This window comes from Streptomyces silvae, from assembly GCF_016745505.1.
Classification (GTDB): Bacteria; Actinomycetota; Actinomycetes; order Streptomycetales; family Streptomycetaceae; genus Streptomyces; species Streptomyces silvae.
This window is the reverse complement of record NZ_JAERUC010000027.1, coordinates 57,400-74,645: the sequence shown is the minus strand read 5'-3', so window position 1 is coordinate 74,645 and position 17,246 is coordinate 57,400. Positions and strand designations below refer to the sequence as shown.

Here is a 17,246-nt window from a genome sequence, read left to right as displayed (position 1 = left end):
GTGGACACGATTGCCAGTCTGTTCAGCTTTATCACCACACCCGTCTCATGGGTCATCGTCCAGTTCCACAAGCTGTACGGAGCGCTCTTCGGCGATGACACGGGGTGGGCCTGGGGCCTGTCCATCGTGTCCCTGGTGGTCCTGATCCGGATCTGCCTGATCCCGCTTTTCGTCAAGCAGATCAAGTCGACCCGGAACATGCAGGTGCTCCAGCCGAAGATGAAGGCGATCCAGGAGCGCTACAAGAACGACAAGCAGCGTCAGTCCGAAGAGATGATGAAGCTGTACAAGGAGACGGGTACCAACCCGCTCTCCTCGTGCCTTCCCATCCTGGCGCAGTCACCGTTCTTCTTCGCCCTGTATCACGTGCTCTCGGCCATCGCCTCCGGCAAGACGATCGGCGTCATCGACCAGCCCCTGCTGGACAGCGCCCGTCAGGCACACATCTTCGGCGCCCCGCTGGCCGCGAAGTTCATGGACAGCGAGGAGAAGGTGCAGGCGCTCGGCGCCTCCCTGACCGATGTCCGTGTCGTGACCGCGATCATGATCGTGATGATGTCCGCGTCGCAGTTCTTCACCCAGCGCCAGCTGATGACGAAGAACGTCGACCTGACGGTCAAGACCCCGTACATGCAGCAGCAGAAGATGCTGATGTACATCTTCCCCGTGATCTTCGCCGTCATGGGCATCAACTTCCCCGTCGGTGTCCTCGTGTACTGGCTGACCACGAACGTCTGGACCATGGGTCAGCAGATGTACGTGATCAACCAGAACCCCACGCCGGGCAGCAAGGCGCAGGACCAGTACCTGAACCGCCTGCTGAAGAGCGTGACCGCCCATGGCGAGGTGCGCGGCAGGACACGGCGCAACACCGTCAAGCGGATCGTCGCCAAGGGCCCCGACCGCAACGACATCGAGCGCAAGTTCATCACCGGTCTGGGCAAGCTGGGCCTCGCCGCCCAGGAGGACGGCACGGTGGAGAAGAGCGACGCCGCCGTGATCGAGGCGGAGGGCGGTGCTGCGGCCAAGCGGCAGCAGCCCAAGCGCCAGACCAAGGCGAAGCGTCACAGCGCGGCCACCGGGTCCACCACGGCGAAGTCCGGCTCCACCGATGCGGAGCCCAAGACGTCGCTGGAGAAGCAGGACGCATCGCAGGACGACAAGCCGAAGCCGGCGGGTAAGCCCGCCGCGTCCGGCTCCTCACGCCAAGCCAAGTCCGGACAGCAGCGCAAGGGCCCGCAGCGGCCCAAGCACCCGTCCAAGAAGTAAGAAGGAGTCCATCCGTGACGGACACCACCACCACGGCCGCTGAGGGCAGCGACACTCTGACCCGCCTCGAGCAGGAGGGGGAGATCGCGGCTGACTACCTCGAAGGCCTGCTCGACATCGCCGACCTCGACGGTGACATCGACATGGACGTGGAGGCGGACCGGGCCGCGGTCTCGATCATCAGCGACTCGGCGCGTGACCTGCAGAAGCTCGTGGGCCGCGATGGTGAGGTGCTGGAGGCGCTCCAGGAGCTGACGCGCCTGGCCGTCCACCGTGAGACCGGTGACCGCAGCCGCCTGATGCTGGACATCGCGGGCTTCCGTGCCAAGAAGCGTGAGGTTCTCGCGGCGCTCGGTGCGAAGGCCGCGGATGAGGCCAAGAGCTCGGGTGAGCCGGTGAAGCTGGAGCCGATGACGCCGTTCGAGCGCAAGGTCGTGCACGACGCCGTAGCGGCAGCAGGTCTGCGCAGTGAGTCCGAGGGCGAGGAGCCGCAGCGCTTCGTCGTCGTTCTCCCGGCCTGACCGGATCCTTGTACTGTCGGCCCCGTCTGTTCGCAGGCGGGGCCGATCTTTGTCAGCCTGATAGTCAGCGTGCTAGTGCGGTACGGAAGGACGGTCCCCGTGACGGAGGAAGCAGAGCTCCCTCAGGCGCCCAAGGAGGCGCAGGCGGTATTCGGTGAGTTCTTTCCAGAGGCTGTCAGGTACGCGGAGCTGCTCGCGGACGCGGGCGTCAAGCGAGGACTGATCGGTCCGCGCGAGGTGCCGCGCCTGTGGGAGCGCCACCTGCTGAACTGTGCGGTGCTCTCCGAGGTGGTTCCCGAGGGCGTCACGGTGTGCGATGTGGGCTCGGGCGCCGGCCTCCCCGGTATCCCGCTGGCACTGGTGCGCCCCGATCTGAAGATCACCCTCCTTGAGCCGCTGCTGCGCCGCACGAACTTCCTCCAGGAGGTCGTCGAGCTGCTGGGGCTGGACCACGTGACCGTCGTCCGCGGCCGGGCCGAAGAGGTGCTCGGGACGCTGCAGCCCGTCCATGTGGTGACGGCTCGCGCGGTGGCCCCGCTCGACCGGCTCGCCGGCTGGGGAGTCCCTCTGCTCCGTCCGTACGGGGAGATGCTCGCGCTCAAGGGAGGCACGGCCGAGGAGGAGATCCAAGGGGCTCGTGCCGCCCTGAGCAAGCTCGGAGTCGTGGAGACCGAGGTGCTGCACGTCGGTGAGGGCCTGGTCGATCCGACGTCCACGGTGGTGCGTGTGGTGGTCGGGGAGAGCCCGGGCGGTGTGAGGTTCGCCGCAAAGCGGGCCAAGGCCGCACGGGTGGGCCGGACGCGACGCCGTCGATGAATGCCGGCCGGGCGGAGGCTCGGCCGGTCCCCTTTGTATCTTCTGATGCGCTTCTGGCTTTTTTGTACGGATGCTCCATGCAAGCAGCGATATGTCTTGCCTGCGGAGTGTCGGGAGCCCCCCGCTGTACTGCGGGGGCATCGTGTTTCACGTGAAACGTCGCTCTCTGCTGCAGGGAATCATCGGTCGCGGTCGTGTGGCCGCCGCGCCGCGCGACCGCAAGCCCGTAAGGGCTACCGAGTTGTCCACAGAACCGGATTCATCCACAGAAGAGTCGGCCTCGCTGGTTCACGACCCCGAAAGCATGGCAGGCTCTGTTCATTGCGAGCCTGAAGTCGAGGAGAGTGAATCCTTGCGGTCCGACGCCAACATCGCGGGACCGATGACCGATCCGGTCCCCGGTCCCCGTACCGAGTCCCTGGGGGACGGTGTTTCACGTGAAACACCGCCGCCGATGGACGACACACCTATTGGTCGTGCGGCTCAGCTCGCGGTCGAGGCTCTCGGCCGCGCCGGCGAGGGGCTGCCGCGACCAGACCGGACACGCGTCATGGTCGTGGCCAACCAGAAGGGTGGAGTGGGTAAGACGACCTCGACGGTCAATCTTGCCGCCTCGCTCGCTCTGCACGGCGCTCGCGTCCTGGTTGTGGACCTCGATCCGCAGGGGAATGCCTCCACGGCTCTCGGGATCGACCATCACGCGGAAGTCCCCTCCATCTACGACGTCCTGGTGGAGAGCATGCCGCTCTCCGAGGTCGTTCAGCCGGTACCGGACGTCGAAGGTCTCTTCTGCGCCCCGGCGACCATCGATCTCGCCGGTGCGGAGATCGAGCTGGTCTCGCTGGTGGCGCGGGAGAGCCGGCTGCAGAGGGCGATCCAGGCGTATGACCAGCCGCTGGATTACATCCTCATCGACTGCCCGCCCTCGCTCGGCCTGCTGACGGTCAACGCACTGGTGGCAGGAGCAGAGGTGCTCATCCCGATTCAGTGCGAGTACTACGCACTGGAGGGCCTCGGCCAGCTGCTCCGCAACGTGGACCTGGTCCGGGGGCACCTGAACCCCGATCTCCATGTCTCTACGATCCTGCTCACCATGTACGACGGCAGGACCCGGCTTGCTTCGCAGGTTGCGGAGGAGGTGCGCAGTCACTTCGGTAAGGAGGTGCTGCGGACCAGCATCCCGCGTTCCGTGCGAATCTCGGAGGCGCCCAGCTATGGGCAGACCGTTTTGACGTACGATCCGGGCTCCAGCGGGTCCCTCTCCTACCTCGAGGCGGCCCGTGAGATCGCGCTGAGAGGCGTCGGAGTGCACTACGAGGCCCAGCACGCCCCGGCGGGCGAGCCTGCCCACCCGGGCATCCAGAACAGTCAGCAGAGTCATTCGGAGGGCATGCAGTGAGCGAGCGTCGTAGAGGGCTGGGGCGTGGACTCGGTGCACTGATCCCCGCGGCTCCGCAGGAGAAGCAGGTCGCGAATCCCGCATCCGGTACGAACGCCGGAGCCTCGTCACCCGTCATGACTGCCGAGCGCGGTGTGGCCGCTGCGAAGCTGGCCGCGCTGCCCTCCGGCAATCTGGTCCCGGAGCCGAGCTCCCCGGTCGGTGAGTCGGAGCCGGCCACGGGTCAGACCGACTCCGCCGGGGCGTACTTCGCCGAGATTCCGCTCCCTTCGATCACGCCCAACCCCCGGCAGCCCCGCGAGGTCTTCGACGAGGACGCTCTGGCCGAGCTGGTCACCTCCATCAAGGAGGTCGGTCTCCTCCAGCCCGTCGTCGTACGCAAGGTCGACGAGGACCGCTACGAGCTCATCATGGGTGAGCGCCGTTGGAGGGCGTGCGGCGAGGCCGGTCTGGAGCGCATCCCGGCCATCGTCCGGGCGACCGATGACGAGAAGCTGCTCCTGGACGCACTGCTGGAGAACCTGCACCGGGCTCAGCTGAACCCTCTGGAAGAGGCGGCGGCGTACGACCAGCTGCTGAAGGACTTCAAGTGCACGCATGACCAGCTGGCGGACCGGATCGGCCGGTCCCGTCCGCAGGTCTCCAACACGCTCCGTCTGCTGCGGCTCTCCCCGCCGGTGCAGCGCAGGGTCGCCGCCGGCGTCCTCTCCGCCGGCCATGCGCGGGCCTTGCTGTCGGTGGACGACTCCGAGGAGCAGGACCGGCTGGCCCACCGCATCGTGGCCGAAGGGCTCTCGGTGCGAGCGGTCGAGGAGATCGTCAACCTCCTCGGATCCGAGCCCACCAGCTCGGCGAAGCCCCGGGGGCCGAGGGCCGGCGGCAGGGTCTCGCCGGCTCTGACCGATCTTGCTTCGCGCCTCTCCGACCGGTTCGAGACGCGGGTGAAGGTCGATCTCGGGCAGAAGAAGGGCAAGATCGTCGTCGAGTTCGCCTCGATGGAGGATCTGGACCGCATTCTCGGCAGCCTTGCTCCGGGCGAGGGACGCGTGCTGGAGCACAGCGTGGAAGAGCAGGCGGAGGCTGACGAGGCCTGATCCCCGCAGCAGCAAAGGGCGGGCCGAGTTCCGGGAAGTTATCCGGAACTCGGCCCGCCCTTTGCCGTCTCTCGGTATCCCCATCACCTCTGGGTGGATACGATGCGTTCTGGTATGGCGTATCCACCACCGTGATCCACCTCAGAGGAGGCGGGGGCCGTGCGATCAGTGAATCGCAGCCACCTGGTGACAGTAGGTTTGGGGCTTGGCGCTGTCGGGGGGTTCGTCGGCAGCCTGTTCCGAGAACGGAGTGCGCTGGCGGCCGCACGTGATGCGGCGGGCGAAGGAAGTGAGGAACCGCCTTCATGGGGCGACGGCTCGTACCGCTCACACTGGACAACCTTCCGGATCTCCCCAGGCGCTGCCGCTCATGTGTCTTCTGGGAACTTGATCCGGTCAGCGGGGAAGCTGCGGTAAAGGCCGGCAGGCCCGAGCTCGAGAAGGAAGCCTGGATCTCCGCCGTTCTGCTGGAGTGGGGCTCCTGCGGGCGGGTCGTCTATGTGGACGACGTCGCGGCCGGGTTTGTTCTCTACGCACCTCCCGCCTACGTCCCCCGTTCCACGGCGTTCCCCACCAGCCCTGTCTCCCCCGATGCCGTCCAGCTGATGACCGGGTTGATCGTCCCCGGTTTCCAGGGGCAGGGGCTCGGACGTGTGATGGTGCAGACGGTCGCCAAGGACTTGCTGCGACGTGGCTTCAAGGCGATCGAGGCGTTTGGTGACGCCCGGTGGAAGGAACCGGCGTGTGTGCTGCCGGCGGATCATCTGCTCGCGGTCGGCTTCAAGACGGTGCGTCCGCACCCCGCTTATCCGCGGCTGAGGCTGGAGCTGCGTACGACGCTCTCCTGGAAGGAAGACGTCGAGCTGGCACTGGACAGGCTTCTGGGCGCTGTACAGAAGGAGCCGGTGCTGCGGCCGCTCTGACGGCCGCGAGCTACGGCACGCCGACACTCGCGATCTCTACGGCGAGCAAGCGAAACGGGCCCACCCTTCGAAGGGTGGGCCCGTTTCACGTGAAACAGTCAGCTGCTACTTCTGGGCGATGAAGCCCTCGAGGTCGCGGAGGATCGCGGCCTTCGGCTTGGCTCCGACGATGGTCTTGGCGACCTCGCCACCCTGGTACACGTTGAGCGTGGGGATCGACATCACGCCGTACTTCGCCGCGGTGGCCGGGTTCTCGTCGATGTTGAGCTTGACGATCTCGATCTCGTCGCCGTGCTCAGCCGCGATGGCCTCCAGCGAAGGCGCGATCTGGCGGCACGGTCCGCACCAAGCGGCCCAGAAGTCCACCAGCACGGGCTTGTCGTTCTTCAGGACGTCCTCATCGAATGAGTCGTCGGTTACGTTCTTCAGGGCGCCGGCCACGGCGGCCTCCTTAACTTCGCGGGGTGTGGGTTCGGGGAGTGCGGTCAGACTGCCGGGGTCTTCTCCGGCTCGGCGAGGTGCTCGTCGGAGAGCGCTGCCAGGAACCGCTCTGCGTCGAGAGCGGCCGAGCAGCCGGTACCGGCGGCGGTGATGGCCTGCCGGTAGGTGTGGTCGACGACGTCGCCGGCGCCGAAGACACCCTTGAGGTTGGTGCGCGTCGAGGGGGCCTCGACCTTGAGGTAGCCCTCGTCGTCGAGGTCGAGCTGGCCCTTGAAGAGCTCCGTGCGGGGGTCGTGGCCGACAGCGATGAACAGCCCCGTCACCGGGAGCTCGGAGGTCTCGCCGGTCTTGGTGTTGCGGAGGGTCAGGCTGGAGAGCTTCTGGTCCCCGTGGACCGTGGCCACCTCGCTGTCCCAGGCGAACTTGATCTTCGGGTCGGCGAAGGCGCGGTCCTGCATGGCCTTGGAGGCTCGCAGGGAGTCGCGGCGGTGCACGATCGTGACGGACTTGGCGAACCGGGAGAGGAAGGTCGCCTCCTCCATCGCGGTGTCGCCGCCACCGACCACGGCGATGTCCTGGTCCTTGAAGAAGAAGCCGTCGCAGGTCGCACACCAGGAGACACCGCGTCCGGAGAGGGCGTCCTCATTGGGCAGGCCGAGCTTGCGGTGCTGGGAGCCCGTGGTGACGATGACGGCCTTGGCGCGGTGCACCGTGCCTGCGGTGTCCGTGACGGTCTTGACGTCTCCGGAGAGATCCACGGAGACGACGTCGTCGGGGATGAGCTCGGCACCGAAGCGCTCGGCCTGGGCGCGCATGTTGTCCATGAGCTCGGGGCCCATGATTCCGTCCTGGAAGCCCGGGAAGTTCTCCACGTCGGTGGTGTTCATCAGTGCACCGCCGGCGGTGACAGCGCCCTCGAACACCAGCGGCTTCAGCGACGCGCGAGCGGTGTACAGGGCGGCGGTGTAACCAGCCGGCCCGGAGCCGATGATGATCACATTACGGACGTCGCTCACGGGTTCTTCCTCGTCTCTGCGGACTGCCTGCTTGCCTGCTGGGGTCGGTTCCTCGACTCTCACCCCACCCAACGGATCCTACGGGGCATGCATTCCCGAATGGCCGGTCCGGCTCCCGGGAACGGCTTCAGGGGCGTGTGTAGGAGTGCGTGAGCAGCAGCTGGCCCTTTGCGGCGGGCGCGGAATCCACGCAGGCCGCATCGACGACATAGGCCTGGACGCGAGTGCTGTCCGTCGCATGGGGCAGCACGACGAGAAAGGCGGCGGTCCCTTCGTAGCTGCCCTCCTCGGCCGCCAGCGCCGGGGCGTTCCGCCCGATGCCCTGCTGGACGCAGGGCGGGACGTCGACGATCGGTGCGCGCAGGGGCGTACGGGGGGATGCCTCCCCGGGAGCCAGGTCCCCGGGGGATGACTTGGTGTCCAGGGACGGCTTGCCCGGGTCGTAGCCCGGAGTCTCGGAGGTCTTGCTGAGGAGCGTATGGACGCGGCCCTCCAGCGTGGCATCCGAGAAGTCCCCCTGGCTCTTCTCCGCGGCGCTGACGCCACGGTCGGCCATCGCGCCGGACGAGTCCTGGGAGCCCTGGACGGACTGGAGCAGGAAGACGCTCATGCCGACCGCTGCCGCACCGAAGGCAGTGCCGAGAATCACCGTCCGGCGCCGCCGTCGGGAGGAGCTCCGGCCGGGGCCGGTGGCGCCACGAGGGCGACCTGCGGGCCGAGGAGCAGCTGTGCTCTCTGCCGCTGTTTCACGTGAAACAGCGGCTGGTGCGTCGGAGGGCGTAGGGGTAGCCGATGCTTCCGCTGCCAGCGCCGCGTCGATCCGGGCGACCACGTCCGCGGGCATGCTCTCGTCGGGAGTCTGCGCGGACCCCAGCAGTGCGCGGATCTCCTCCAGGGATGAGTGGATGTCGGCACACTCGTCACAGGTATCGAGGTGCCGACGGAGCTCCGCCTCGCGGGACGGTGGGAGAAGGCCTTCGGTGAAGTCGGAGATCTCCGGGACGTCCGGGTGCTGAGCCGTGTCTGCTGTGGATGTCATGCGAGCCCACCTCCACCCTTCACGCCGGCAGGATCACCGTCACCTGCGTCTCTCGGTCCTGACGCCGGTGGGACGGATGGCCCCTGCGTCCGGTTCCTTTCCATGGGGACGTCCTTGCCGCCCTCTCTGGTGCTGCGCAGATGGGCCAGCAAGGGAAGCAGTCTGGCCCGGCCTCTCGCACAACGGCTCTTCACGGTGCCGGTGGGTACGTCGAGGATGCGGGCGGCTTCGGCGACGGGGTAGGCCTGCATGTCCACGAGGACGAGCGCGGCGCGCTGCTCGGCGGGCAGGGTGGCCAGGGCGGCCAGAAGCTCACGGTGCAGATCCTGCCGTTCGGCGGGAGCCTCGGCGGACTCGTGGGGCTCCATGAGCTGATCGAGCCGTTCGGCGTCGTCGACCGGCGCGGTCTTGCGGGAGGCGGCCTTACGGGCGCGGTCCAGGCAGGCGTTGACCGTGATCCTGTGCAGCCATGTGGTGACGGCTGACTGGCCGCGGAAGGTATGCGCCGCACGGAACGCGGAGACCAAGGCGTCCTGCACGGCGTCGGCGGCCTCCTCGCGGTCGCCGAGCGTGCGCAGGGCCACGGCCCAGAGCCGGTCACGGTGCCGTCGCACGAGCTCACCGAAGGCGTCCGGTTCGCCTGCCACGTGCTGCGTCAGGAGATCCTGATCGCTGATGTCGGCGAATCTGGCGTCGTTCAACGGTGAGCCCCCTCCCCTGGTGCCGTCCGGTGCCGTCAGCTTGTGATCTTGATGTCCGAGACCTTGCCCCTGTAGTTACCGTCGTCGCTCATGGGCAGTTTGGTCAGCCAGACCAGAACGTACCGTGCCTGCACCGGCTTGTCGGGCTTGAGGGAGACCTTTGTTCCGGATCCCTTCACGACCTTCGTGAAGCCGTCCGGCATCTGAGGAACGGACGAGCTCTCGGTCGTCCTCAGCTCGACGGAGGTATTGCCGCCGAGGAAGGACACCTCGACGTTGCCCACCTGCTGGACCTTGCCGAGGTCGAGCACGACTCCGACGCCCTCCTTCAGCCGCCCGAAGTCGGCGCTGAAGTAGCCGTCCGTGTTCCAGTAGGAGCTCGTGTCCCCGTCGTAGACGTTCTTTATCGAGGCGGGCTTCTCGGCGCCGTCCGAGCCGAGCGGGTCGTAGTCCTTGGCCCCCACGATGGTGACGGGCTTGCTGGGCTCGGCGGCGTTGTTGTCGTCCGCCCCGTCGTCCGCTGTCTGTGTCGGGGCCGGCTCCCCGGAGTCGCTGTCCCGGTTCAGCACGGTCTCGGCCAGCTGCCAGCTGCCGAGGCCCAGAGCGGCGATGAGCAGCGCGGACACGGCCCACTTGAGCGCCTTGCCCGTGCGGCTCTGAAGAGGGGGCGGGGGAGCCGTGATGACCGGCTGGGTGGCCGACGTGGGACGTACCGAGGGGCGTCCGTAGGTGCCCTGCTGGTACGTCGTGCGCTGGTATTCGGGCGGCGCGGTGAAGGCGGGTTCCGGAGGCAGGATGCGCGGCATGGCCGCGACGGCCTTCGCGAGCTCGTCCGGGGTGGTGCACGGCTGTTCCTGGCGTGACGCGGTGGCGCCGTCGTTGGCCAGTGCGCGCATGGCGAGCTCGGACAGGCCCCGGTGGACGCCGGCCCGCACCTGGTCCGGGGGGATCAGGCCCAGGTCCTTGGGGAGCCCGGAGAGACCGTACGCGTCGCTCTCGTAGGGCCAGCGCCGGGTCAGGGCGGCGTAGAGGAGAGCGCCGATGGCCTCGGTGTCCGTGCGCAGCGGCTGGTCGGCGGTGATGCCGCGCAGAGCGGCGTTCACGGCCAGGCCACGGATCCGGTACTGACCGGTCGAGCTGCGCAGTACGGCCCCGGGCGTCAGGCGCAGATGGGCCAGGCCTTCGCGGTGCGCGGCGGCCATGGCCTGGGAGATCTGGCTCACGAGCTGATAGGCGTCGTGGGCCTCGAAGGGGCCGGCGGCCAGCAATGCCGTGAGCTCGGTGGCGTCGGGGAGCCATTCGTGGACGACGTAGACGAGGTCGTCCTCCTCCACGGCGTCCAGGACCTGGACGAAGCGCGGGTCACCGAGCAGCGCGGAGGAGCGGGCCGCGGCCAGCACCGAGCGGGCCCGGGGGTGGTCGGCGGGCAGCAGATGGACGCCCACCGCGCGCCGGAGCTTTTCGTCGACAGCCCGCCAGCTGCTGAATCCGTCCAGTCGGGTGACGCACTCCTCGAGGCGGTAGCGTCTGGCCAGCTTGTGACCGCTGTGCAGATCGGGCGACGCCGGTACGGATTCCGCGCTGTCGCGCCCGCTGTCCGCGTCGTTCGAGCTCGCGTCCTCGGGGCCCTCTGTGTCCTGGGTTGCCGTCCCGTCGGTCGTGGCCGCGCCCGCCTTGGCGGTCAGCGGCTCGTCGCCGCTGTTGTCGGCCACGTCGACAGCAGCCGTGCTACGTTCCGCCACCGTCGTTCCTGCCTCCCCATCCGTTGCGCGATGCCAGCCAGCTCTGCACAGTCACGCCAATTGTGCCCACACTCCGGCGCTATGCACGACACGCGGTGTCCAGCGATGGTTGTGCGACACAGCGCATTCAGCGTCCGAGTCGTCCCCGGACCATGCCGACCATGCCGTTGAGCTCCTCGATACGCATCTTCTTCGCGGCGGCGAAGAAGATGCCCAGCAGGATGACGCTGCCGCAGACCAAGGCCACCACGGAGCCGCCGGCTCCTTCGCCGAGGGTCTTCAGCAGAGCGAAGCCCACGCCGCCGCCGACCACCGCCGCGGGGATCGCGGCCAGGCAGAGACGGGCGTAGGTCCGCACCACACGGGCTCCGTCGAGGTCTCCGCCGAGCCGGTTGCTGAGGCGCCGCCAGGCGATGCCCACACCGACCGCGTACGCCAGCCCGTAGGAGGCCGCCATTCCGACGACTGCCCACTGAGCCGGAAGAATCACGTAGCAGAGGGCGGAGGCCGCGGCATTGACCGCCGCGACGATGACCGTGTTGTAGAAGGGGGTCCGGGTGTCCTCGTACGCGTAGAAGCCGCGCAGCACGACGTACTGCACGGAGTACGGGATGAGGCCGAGGCCGAACGCCATCAGGATGAAGCCCATGGACCGTGCGGCCTCGGTGCCGCTGGAGGCGTAGAGCAGGGTGCACATCGGCAGGCCGAGCGCCAGGAACGTGAAGGCGACCGGCACGATCGCCACCGCCGAGTTCCGCAGACCCTGCGAGATGTCGTCGCGGACGGCACCGGGGTCGTTGTCGTGGGCGGCGCGGGAGATGCGGGGCAGCAGGGCCGCCATGACCGAGACGGTGATGATGGCCTGAGGCATGCCCCAGATCAGCTGGGCGTTGGAGTACGCGAGGAAGCCCGAGCCGTCCTTGCCCGCGAGCTTGCCCGCGGAGGTCGCCAGCTGGGTCACGACCAGCACGCCCGCCTGGTTGGCCAGGACGAACAGGACCGTCCACTTGGCGAGCCTTATGGTCTTCCCGAGCCCGTGGCCCCTCCAGTCGAAGCGGGGACGGAAACGGAACCCGGCCTCGCGGAGGTACGGGATCATCGCCAGCGCCTGGACCACCAGGCCGAGCAGCGTTCCGATGCCCAGGAGCCTGACACCCTCCGGCGGGATCGTCTCCACGCCCATCCGGGATTCGGCCGAGGTCCCGTAGACCCAGATGAACAGGCCGAAGGTGAAGATCATGACGATGTTGTTGAGGACCGGGGTCCACATCATCGCTCCGAACTTCCCACGGGCGTTGAGGATCTGGCCCATCACCACGTGGACGCCCATGAAGAAGATCGTCGGCAGGCAGTAGCGGGCGAAGGTGACGGCCACCGAGTCGGCCGCCGGATCGTTCGCGATCGTGCGCGACATCAGGTGCACCAGCTGAGGTGCGGCGAAGACCGCGGCAGCGACGATCACACCGAGCGCGACCATGACGAGGGTCAGCAGCCGGTTGGCGTACGCCTCGCCCCCGTCCTCGTCGTCCTTCATGGAGCGGACGAGCTGAGGAACGAAGACCGAGTTCAGTCCACCGCCCACGGTGAGGATGTAGATCATCGTCGGCAGGGTGTACGCGATGGTGAAGCTGTCACCGAGCAGCGCCGCACCCAGCGCCGCGGTGATCACGAGGCTGCGGACGAAGCCGGTGAGCCGTGACACCAGGGTGCCCGCCGCCATCAGCGCACTGGACTTCAGTATCCCGGCGGCACGGCCCCCGGACTTCGGGGGCACGGGTGCCGGAGCGGGCTCAGGCTCGGCGGGAGGGCCGGGAGGCCGGCCCGACCCCTCCTGGTCGCGGAAGAGGTGCGCGAAGGCGTCCTGCTCGTCCCGGTCGCCGGAAGCCTGGGTGACCAGGTCGTCCACTCCCACGTACTGGGTGGTGGCGGCGTGGTCGCCGTAGGGAAGGTGCCGGGAAGGGCCTGCGGGCTCCGGTGGCGGCGTCTGGGCCCAGATCCGGGGGTCGGGGGCGTGCTGGGCGGCGGGAGGCTGCTGGTAGAGGTCCTGCGGCTCCTGGTAGGTGCCCGGAGGCGGCGGCGGGTGCGAGGCGCGGTCGTAGAGCGCCTCGGCCACCGGGTCCTGGGCGGCGAGGTCCTGGGCACGGTACGGGTCGTGGTCGTACGCGTGCTGCAGGTAGGGGTCGGGTGCCTCCCCGTCATGGCCGGCGCCCGGTGGCACCGGCGGACCGCTGGAAGACCCAGCCCCGCCCGCGCCCTGGCCGCGGTCACCGTCGTACGGCGCGTTCATCGAAACCCCACCTCATTGTCCCCGGCCGACAGGCCCCGACAGACATCGCTCAACGGTCCACTTTCTCACCCGGGCCCGACGGGTCACCGCTTTCCGGACCGGTGTCCGGCGTCGGGTCACTCGGCTGCTCGGGTTCGCCGCCGTTGTTCTCCGCCGCGCCGCTCGCGACGGTGCGCTTGCGGTGGGTGTACATCCTGATGCCTGCCAGGACCAGGAGGAGCAGTCCGCCCGCGATCACCAGGAGCACGGTCGGTGTGACTTCCGAGACCTTCACCGTGAAGGTCATCTCGTCGCCGTAAGGCACGCCGTCCGTGGTGAAGAGGCGCGCCGTGACCTGTGCCTGTCCGTTGGCGTTGGCCGAGGCGTCGAATTTCACGGACTGGCTGTGCCCGCCCGCGATCTCGACGGGCTGTTCGGCGACCGCTCCGCCGTCGTTGAGCTTGAGCCGCGTGGCGTTGCCCGAGGTCAGGCGGAGCACGAGGTGATCGACGCCTTGGACGAGCTTGTTCTGCACGGTCACGGGAATCGTCGCGCTGCGCCCGGAGAGAGTGACGTCCGACTTCGTGATCAGCTGGACCTCGTTGGTGAGGCCCTGGAGGTAGGTGCGGACCGCGTCCCGGTACCGCTGGGCCTCCAGGGCCCTGCCGCGCCACGACGTCGACACGGCGCGGTTGATCGCGTTCCCGAAGGGGGTCACCACCCGGTCGGGCTGCGTGAGGATGATCTGGAAGCTGTTGAGCGAGTCCTGAGTCGTCCTGATGTCCTGGAACGCCTGGGTGGGCAGCTCCTGGTTGCGCAGCTTCTTCGGGTACTGGGAGGCCCTGGGCACCCTGGTGGTGGCCTGTGCGTCGGGCTTCTCCTCGGCCGCGTCCGTCAGGTCGAGAGGCTGTGTCCAGCGGTCGGCCGTGAGGGCCTGCAGGGCACGCGCCATGCTCTGGGCCTGCGCGGCTGTGGGGGTCCGCTGGGGGGCGACGACGATGCTGCGCTCGTTGTCGGGGGCCTGCTCCGTCACCGCGAGCGTCTGGGCCAGGAACTTCTGGACCGCGAGGGTCGAGGTGCCGGCCTTGGACAGATCGCCGGTGAACGCGGTGGAGAGCCGGTAGTCGGACACGACGGCTGTCGTACCGCCACCGATCGGCCTCGCCGATGTCGGCGTGTAGGGCAGCCCGCTGGTCTCGTCGAGGCTGTCGCTGCGGGCGATCACCTTGTGCGCGCCGGCGGAGGTGGCGACGTCGACGACCGAGGGGTCGATCGCCCCGTCCACCGGCCAGGCGAAGTCGGTGGACGGCTGCACGTGGAGAACCGTCTCCACCGTTGTGCCGGCGACCTCGGTGGCCGTCTGCAGATGGCTGAGGACGCCGGAGACGTTCTTGCCGCGGTGGGCGATCGACGCGAGATCGGGGTCGGCGAACGGCAGGGCCACCACCGTCCCGTCCTTCACGGCCGCCTGCAGATCCGTGAGCCACTTCTTGGCGATGGCCTGGTTCGTCCCCGCGACCGTGGTGTCACCGACCTTGACGCGATAGTTCTTCGTCATCGCGTCGACGGAGGCCAGCAGGTCCGGGTCGATCACCCAGGTGACAGGGAGCTGTCGCCCCAGCGAGACGAGTTGTTCCAGGCGGCCGCCCGGAGCGAGCTCCTGAGCCAGATCGTCGTTGGCGAACACGGGGGTCTGCTGTTCGTCGGAGCCCGTCTCGGCGGTGACGTGGGCCGATGCGATCAGCGGCCAGAGGAACGTGAGCTTGGTCCTGCTCTCGGTGTCCTCCGGCTGCCACGGCAGGAAGGTCCGCTGGATGCCCAGCACCTGGTCGTAGGCGTAGTCCGTGGTCCGGCCCGTGAGGGACACCCCGAGCTGGTAGACGCCGTCGGCCCCCAGGTCCAGTTTGTCCACCGGGACGGAGAGGCTGAAGTCCTGGCTGACCCCGGACGCGAGCTTGGGGACCTTCAGCGTGTACGAGCCACCGAGCTTGGCCGGGTCGCTGCCGGGCAGATACCCGGTGCGCTTGGCTGCCTCGTCGATCGCACCTCTGCCGGACAGCCTCGGCCCGACGCGCAGGTCGACCTCCGCGTCCGTGACCGTCTTCTTGCCCTTGTTGGTCAGCGTGCCGGAGACGGTGAGCGTATCCCCCTCGACCGGTGCGCTGGGGGCGAGGGTGTCCAGGGACACATCGACGGTGCGCGAGCCGGTGGGGGCCTTCGTGACCCCCTCGGCCTGAGCCGAGGGCGCCGCGGGACCGGCCAGGAGGCCGGCGATCAGTGGTGCCCCGACGATCAAGGAGGCCGTGCGCCGGAGCCACCGGCGGGCAGGGGAGGGATTCATCCCCTGAAAGTCTGCCGCCTCGGCCACGCGTATCCGTCCCTCGTCGTCGTCAGCTGGTGCCGGCCTTGCCGGTCTCTGCGTCCCCGCATGGTAACGATGCGCCCGACACCTGAGTGCCGGGGACCGTGTCACATGATCGGGAGAGTCTCGCAGGGCCTCGGGAAACGATGACGCCCGGGCCGGTCGGGGCACGTACCCTTTTCTGTTGTGCCGAACGCCAACGAAGACAGCCCCCGTGCACTGAGTCAGGTGCAGCACCGCGCAGTCAGCGAACTGCTGCGGGTGTCCCCCGTCGCCGACGACCTCGCCCTCCGGTTTCAGGAGGCCGGGTACAGCCTCGCCCTGGTCGGCGGGTCGGTCCGCGACGCGTTGCTCGGCAGGCTCGGAAACGACCTGGACTTCACGACCGACGCGCGGCCGGAGGACGTTCTCAAGATCGTCCGGCCTTGGGCAGATTCGGTCTGGGAGGTCGGAATCGCCTTCGGAACCGTCGGCTCGCAGAAGGACGGCTATCAGATCGAGGTGACGACCTACCGGTCGGAGGCGTACGACAGGACCTCACGCAAGCCCGAGGTCTCCTACGGCGACTCGATCGAGGAAGACCTCGTACGCCGTGACTTCACGGTCAACGCCATGGCCGTCGCCCTGCCGCAGAAGGAGTTCGTCGACCCGCACGGCGGCCTCGACGACCTGGCTCAGCGTGTGCTGCGCACTCCCGGTACGCCCGAGGCGTCCTTCTCCGACGACCCGCTGCGCATGCTGCGCGCCGCGCGCTTCGCCGCGCAGCTCGACTTCGAGGTGGCCCCCGAGGTCGTCAAGGCCATGACGGACATGGCAGGACGTATCGAGATCGTCTCGGCGGAGCGGGTCCGCGAGGAGCTCAACAAGCTGCTTCTCTCCGGCCACCCCCGCAAGGGGCTGGGGCTTCTCGTGGATACGGGGCTGGCGGACCGGGTGCTGCCCGAACTTCCCGCGCTGCGTCTGGAAAGTGACGAGCATCACCGTCACAAGGACGTCTATGAGCACTCCTTGACCGTCCTGGAACAGGCCATCGACCTGGAGGAGGACGGCCCGGACCTCGTGCTGCGCCTCGCGGCCCTGCTCCACGACATCGGGAAGCCGAGGACGCGCCGCTTCGAGAAGGACGGCCGCGTCTCGTTCCACCACCACGAGGTGGTGGGGGCCAAGATGACCAAGAAGCGCATGACCGAGCTCAAGTACTCCAACGACATGGTCAAGGACGTCTCCACGTTGGTGGAGCTGCATCTGCGCTTCCACGGCTACGGCGACGGGGAGTGGACCGACTCCGCGGTGCGCAGGTATGTGCGGGACGCCGGGCCCCTGCTGGACCGGTTGCACAAGCTGACGCGCTCCGACTGCACGACGCGGAACAAGCGCAAGGCGAACGCTCTGTCGCGTACGTACGACGGGCTTGAGGAGCGCATCGCGCAGTTGCAGGAACGGGAGGAGCTGGAGGCGATCCGGCCCGACCTGGACGGCAACGAGATCATGCAGATCCTGGGTGTGGGCCCCGGACCGGTGATCGGCAAGGCCTACTCGTTCCTGCTGGAGCTGCGGCTGGAGAACGGCCCCATGGAGCGCGACGCCGCAGTCGCCGCCCTCAAGGACTGGTGGGCCACGCAGGATTGAGTCCGGCTGGATCTCCAAGGGGACTGGA

14 protein-coding genes are annotated in these 17,246 nt (G+C 68.3%); 7 read left to right on the top strand and 7 right to left on the bottom strand.

The genetic code is table 11. The annotated features are described in order from the left end of the window. The 6 genes from yidC (at position 1) to JKV81_RS04360 (ending at position 6,022) form a co-directional block, all read left to right on the top strand. Complete coding sequence (gene yidC, locus JKV81_RS04385; RefSeq protein ID WP_129264595.1) at positions 1 to 1,269, top strand: membrane protein insertase YidC; 1,269 nt, start codon at positions 1 to 3, stop codon at positions 1,267 to 1,269. A 14-nt stretch (positions 1,270 to 1,283) separates the two neighbouring features. Further along, positions 1,284 to 1,790 carry a Jag family protein gene (locus JKV81_RS04380; protein ID WP_124277889.1) on the top strand — a complete coding sequence of 169 codons (507 nt, stop codon included), beginning with the start codon at positions 1,284 to 1,286 and terminating at the stop codon, positions 1,788 to 1,790. Positions 1,791 to 1,889: 99 nt separating this feature from the next. Next, complete coding sequence (rsmG, locus tag JKV81_RS04375; protein WP_099173272.1) at positions 1,890 to 2,606, top strand: 16S rRNA (guanine(527)-N(7))-methyltransferase RsmG; 717 nt, start codon at positions 1,890 to 1,892, stop codon at positions 2,604 to 2,606. A gap of 304 nt (positions 2,607 to 2,910) precedes the next feature. Next, positions 2,911 to 4,005, top strand: coding sequence for a ParA family protein (locus tag JKV81_RS04370; protein WP_099173271.1), 1,095 nt, complete (start codon positions 2,911 to 2,913; stop codon positions 4,003 to 4,005). After that, positions 4,002 to 5,099 (top strand): ParB/RepB/Spo0J family partition protein, encoded by a 1,098-nt coding sequence (locus tag JKV81_RS04365; RefSeq protein ID WP_202074954.1) that lies wholly within the window; start codon positions 4,002 to 4,004, stop codon positions 5,097 to 5,099. The genes JKV81_RS04370 and JKV81_RS04365 overlap by 4 nt, the downstream gene beginning before the upstream one ends. A 305-nt stretch (positions 5,100 to 5,404) precedes the next feature. Further along, positions 5,405 to 6,022, top strand: a complete 618-nt coding sequence (locus JKV81_RS04360) for a GNAT family N-acetyltransferase (RefSeq protein ID WP_129264596.1) — start codon at positions 5,405 to 5,407, stop codon at positions 6,020 to 6,022. Between the two features lie 105 nt (positions 6,023 to 6,127). Here JKV81_RS04360 and trxA read toward each other — a convergent pair whose 3' ends face one another. The 7 genes from trxA to JKV81_RS04325 all read right to left on the bottom strand — a co-directional run bounded on the left by trxA (position 6,128) and on the right by JKV81_RS04325 (position 15,595). Beyond that, a complete protein-coding gene (gene trxA, locus JKV81_RS04355; protein ID WP_104787410.1) occupies positions 6,128 to 6,463 on the bottom strand; it encodes a thioredoxin in 336 nt (111 codons plus the stop codon). A gap of 44 nt (positions 6,464 to 6,507) precedes the next feature. Next, on the bottom strand, positions 6,508 to 7,479 hold the full coding sequence (gene trxB, locus JKV81_RS04350; RefSeq protein ID WP_099173267.1) for a thioredoxin-disulfide reductase: 972 nt from the start codon (positions 7,477 to 7,479) through the stop codon (positions 6,508 to 6,510). A 127-nt stretch (positions 7,480 to 7,606) separates the two neighbouring features. After that, positions 7,607 to 8,518: an anti-sigma factor family protein gene (locus tag JKV81_RS04345; protein WP_202074953.1), complete on the bottom strand. Its 912-nt coding sequence runs from the start codon at positions 8,516 to 8,518 to the stop codon at positions 7,607 to 7,609. After that, positions 8,515 to 9,219 carry an RNA polymerase sigma factor SigM gene (sigM, locus tag JKV81_RS04340; protein WP_099173265.1) on the bottom strand — a complete coding sequence of 235 codons (705 nt, stop codon included), beginning with the start codon at positions 9,217 to 9,219 and terminating at the stop codon, positions 8,515 to 8,517. Before sigM ends, JKV81_RS04345 begins: the two co-directional genes overlap by 4 nt. A 35-nt stretch (positions 9,220 to 9,254) precedes the next feature. Continuing rightward, a complete protein-coding gene (locus JKV81_RS04335) occupies positions 9,255 to 10,961 on the bottom strand; it encodes a protein kinase family protein (RefSeq protein ID WP_202074952.1) in 1,707 nt (568 codons plus the stop codon). A 127-nt stretch (positions 10,962 to 11,088) separates the two neighbouring features. Then, complete coding sequence (gene murJ, locus JKV81_RS04330) at positions 11,089 to 13,248, bottom strand: murein biosynthesis integral membrane protein MurJ (RefSeq protein WP_202074951.1); 2,160 nt, start codon at positions 13,246 to 13,248, stop codon at positions 11,089 to 11,091. Between the two features lie 49 nt (positions 13,249 to 13,297). Further along, the gene (locus tag JKV81_RS04325) at positions 13,298 to 15,595 is read right to left on the bottom strand and encodes a DUF6049 family protein (RefSeq protein WP_202074950.1); all 2,298 of its coding nucleotides are present in this window, start codon (positions 15,593 to 15,595) and stop codon (positions 13,298 to 13,300) included. 180 nt (positions 15,596 to 15,775) lie between these two features. Between JKV81_RS04325 and JKV81_RS04320 the strand changes: the two genes are divergently transcribed. Next, complete coding sequence (locus JKV81_RS04320; protein ID WP_202074949.1) at positions 15,776 to 17,218, top strand: CCA tRNA nucleotidyltransferase; 1,443 nt, start codon at positions 15,776 to 15,778, stop codon at positions 17,216 to 17,218. The last annotated feature ends 28 nt before the right edge of the window (positions 17,219 to 17,246 follow it).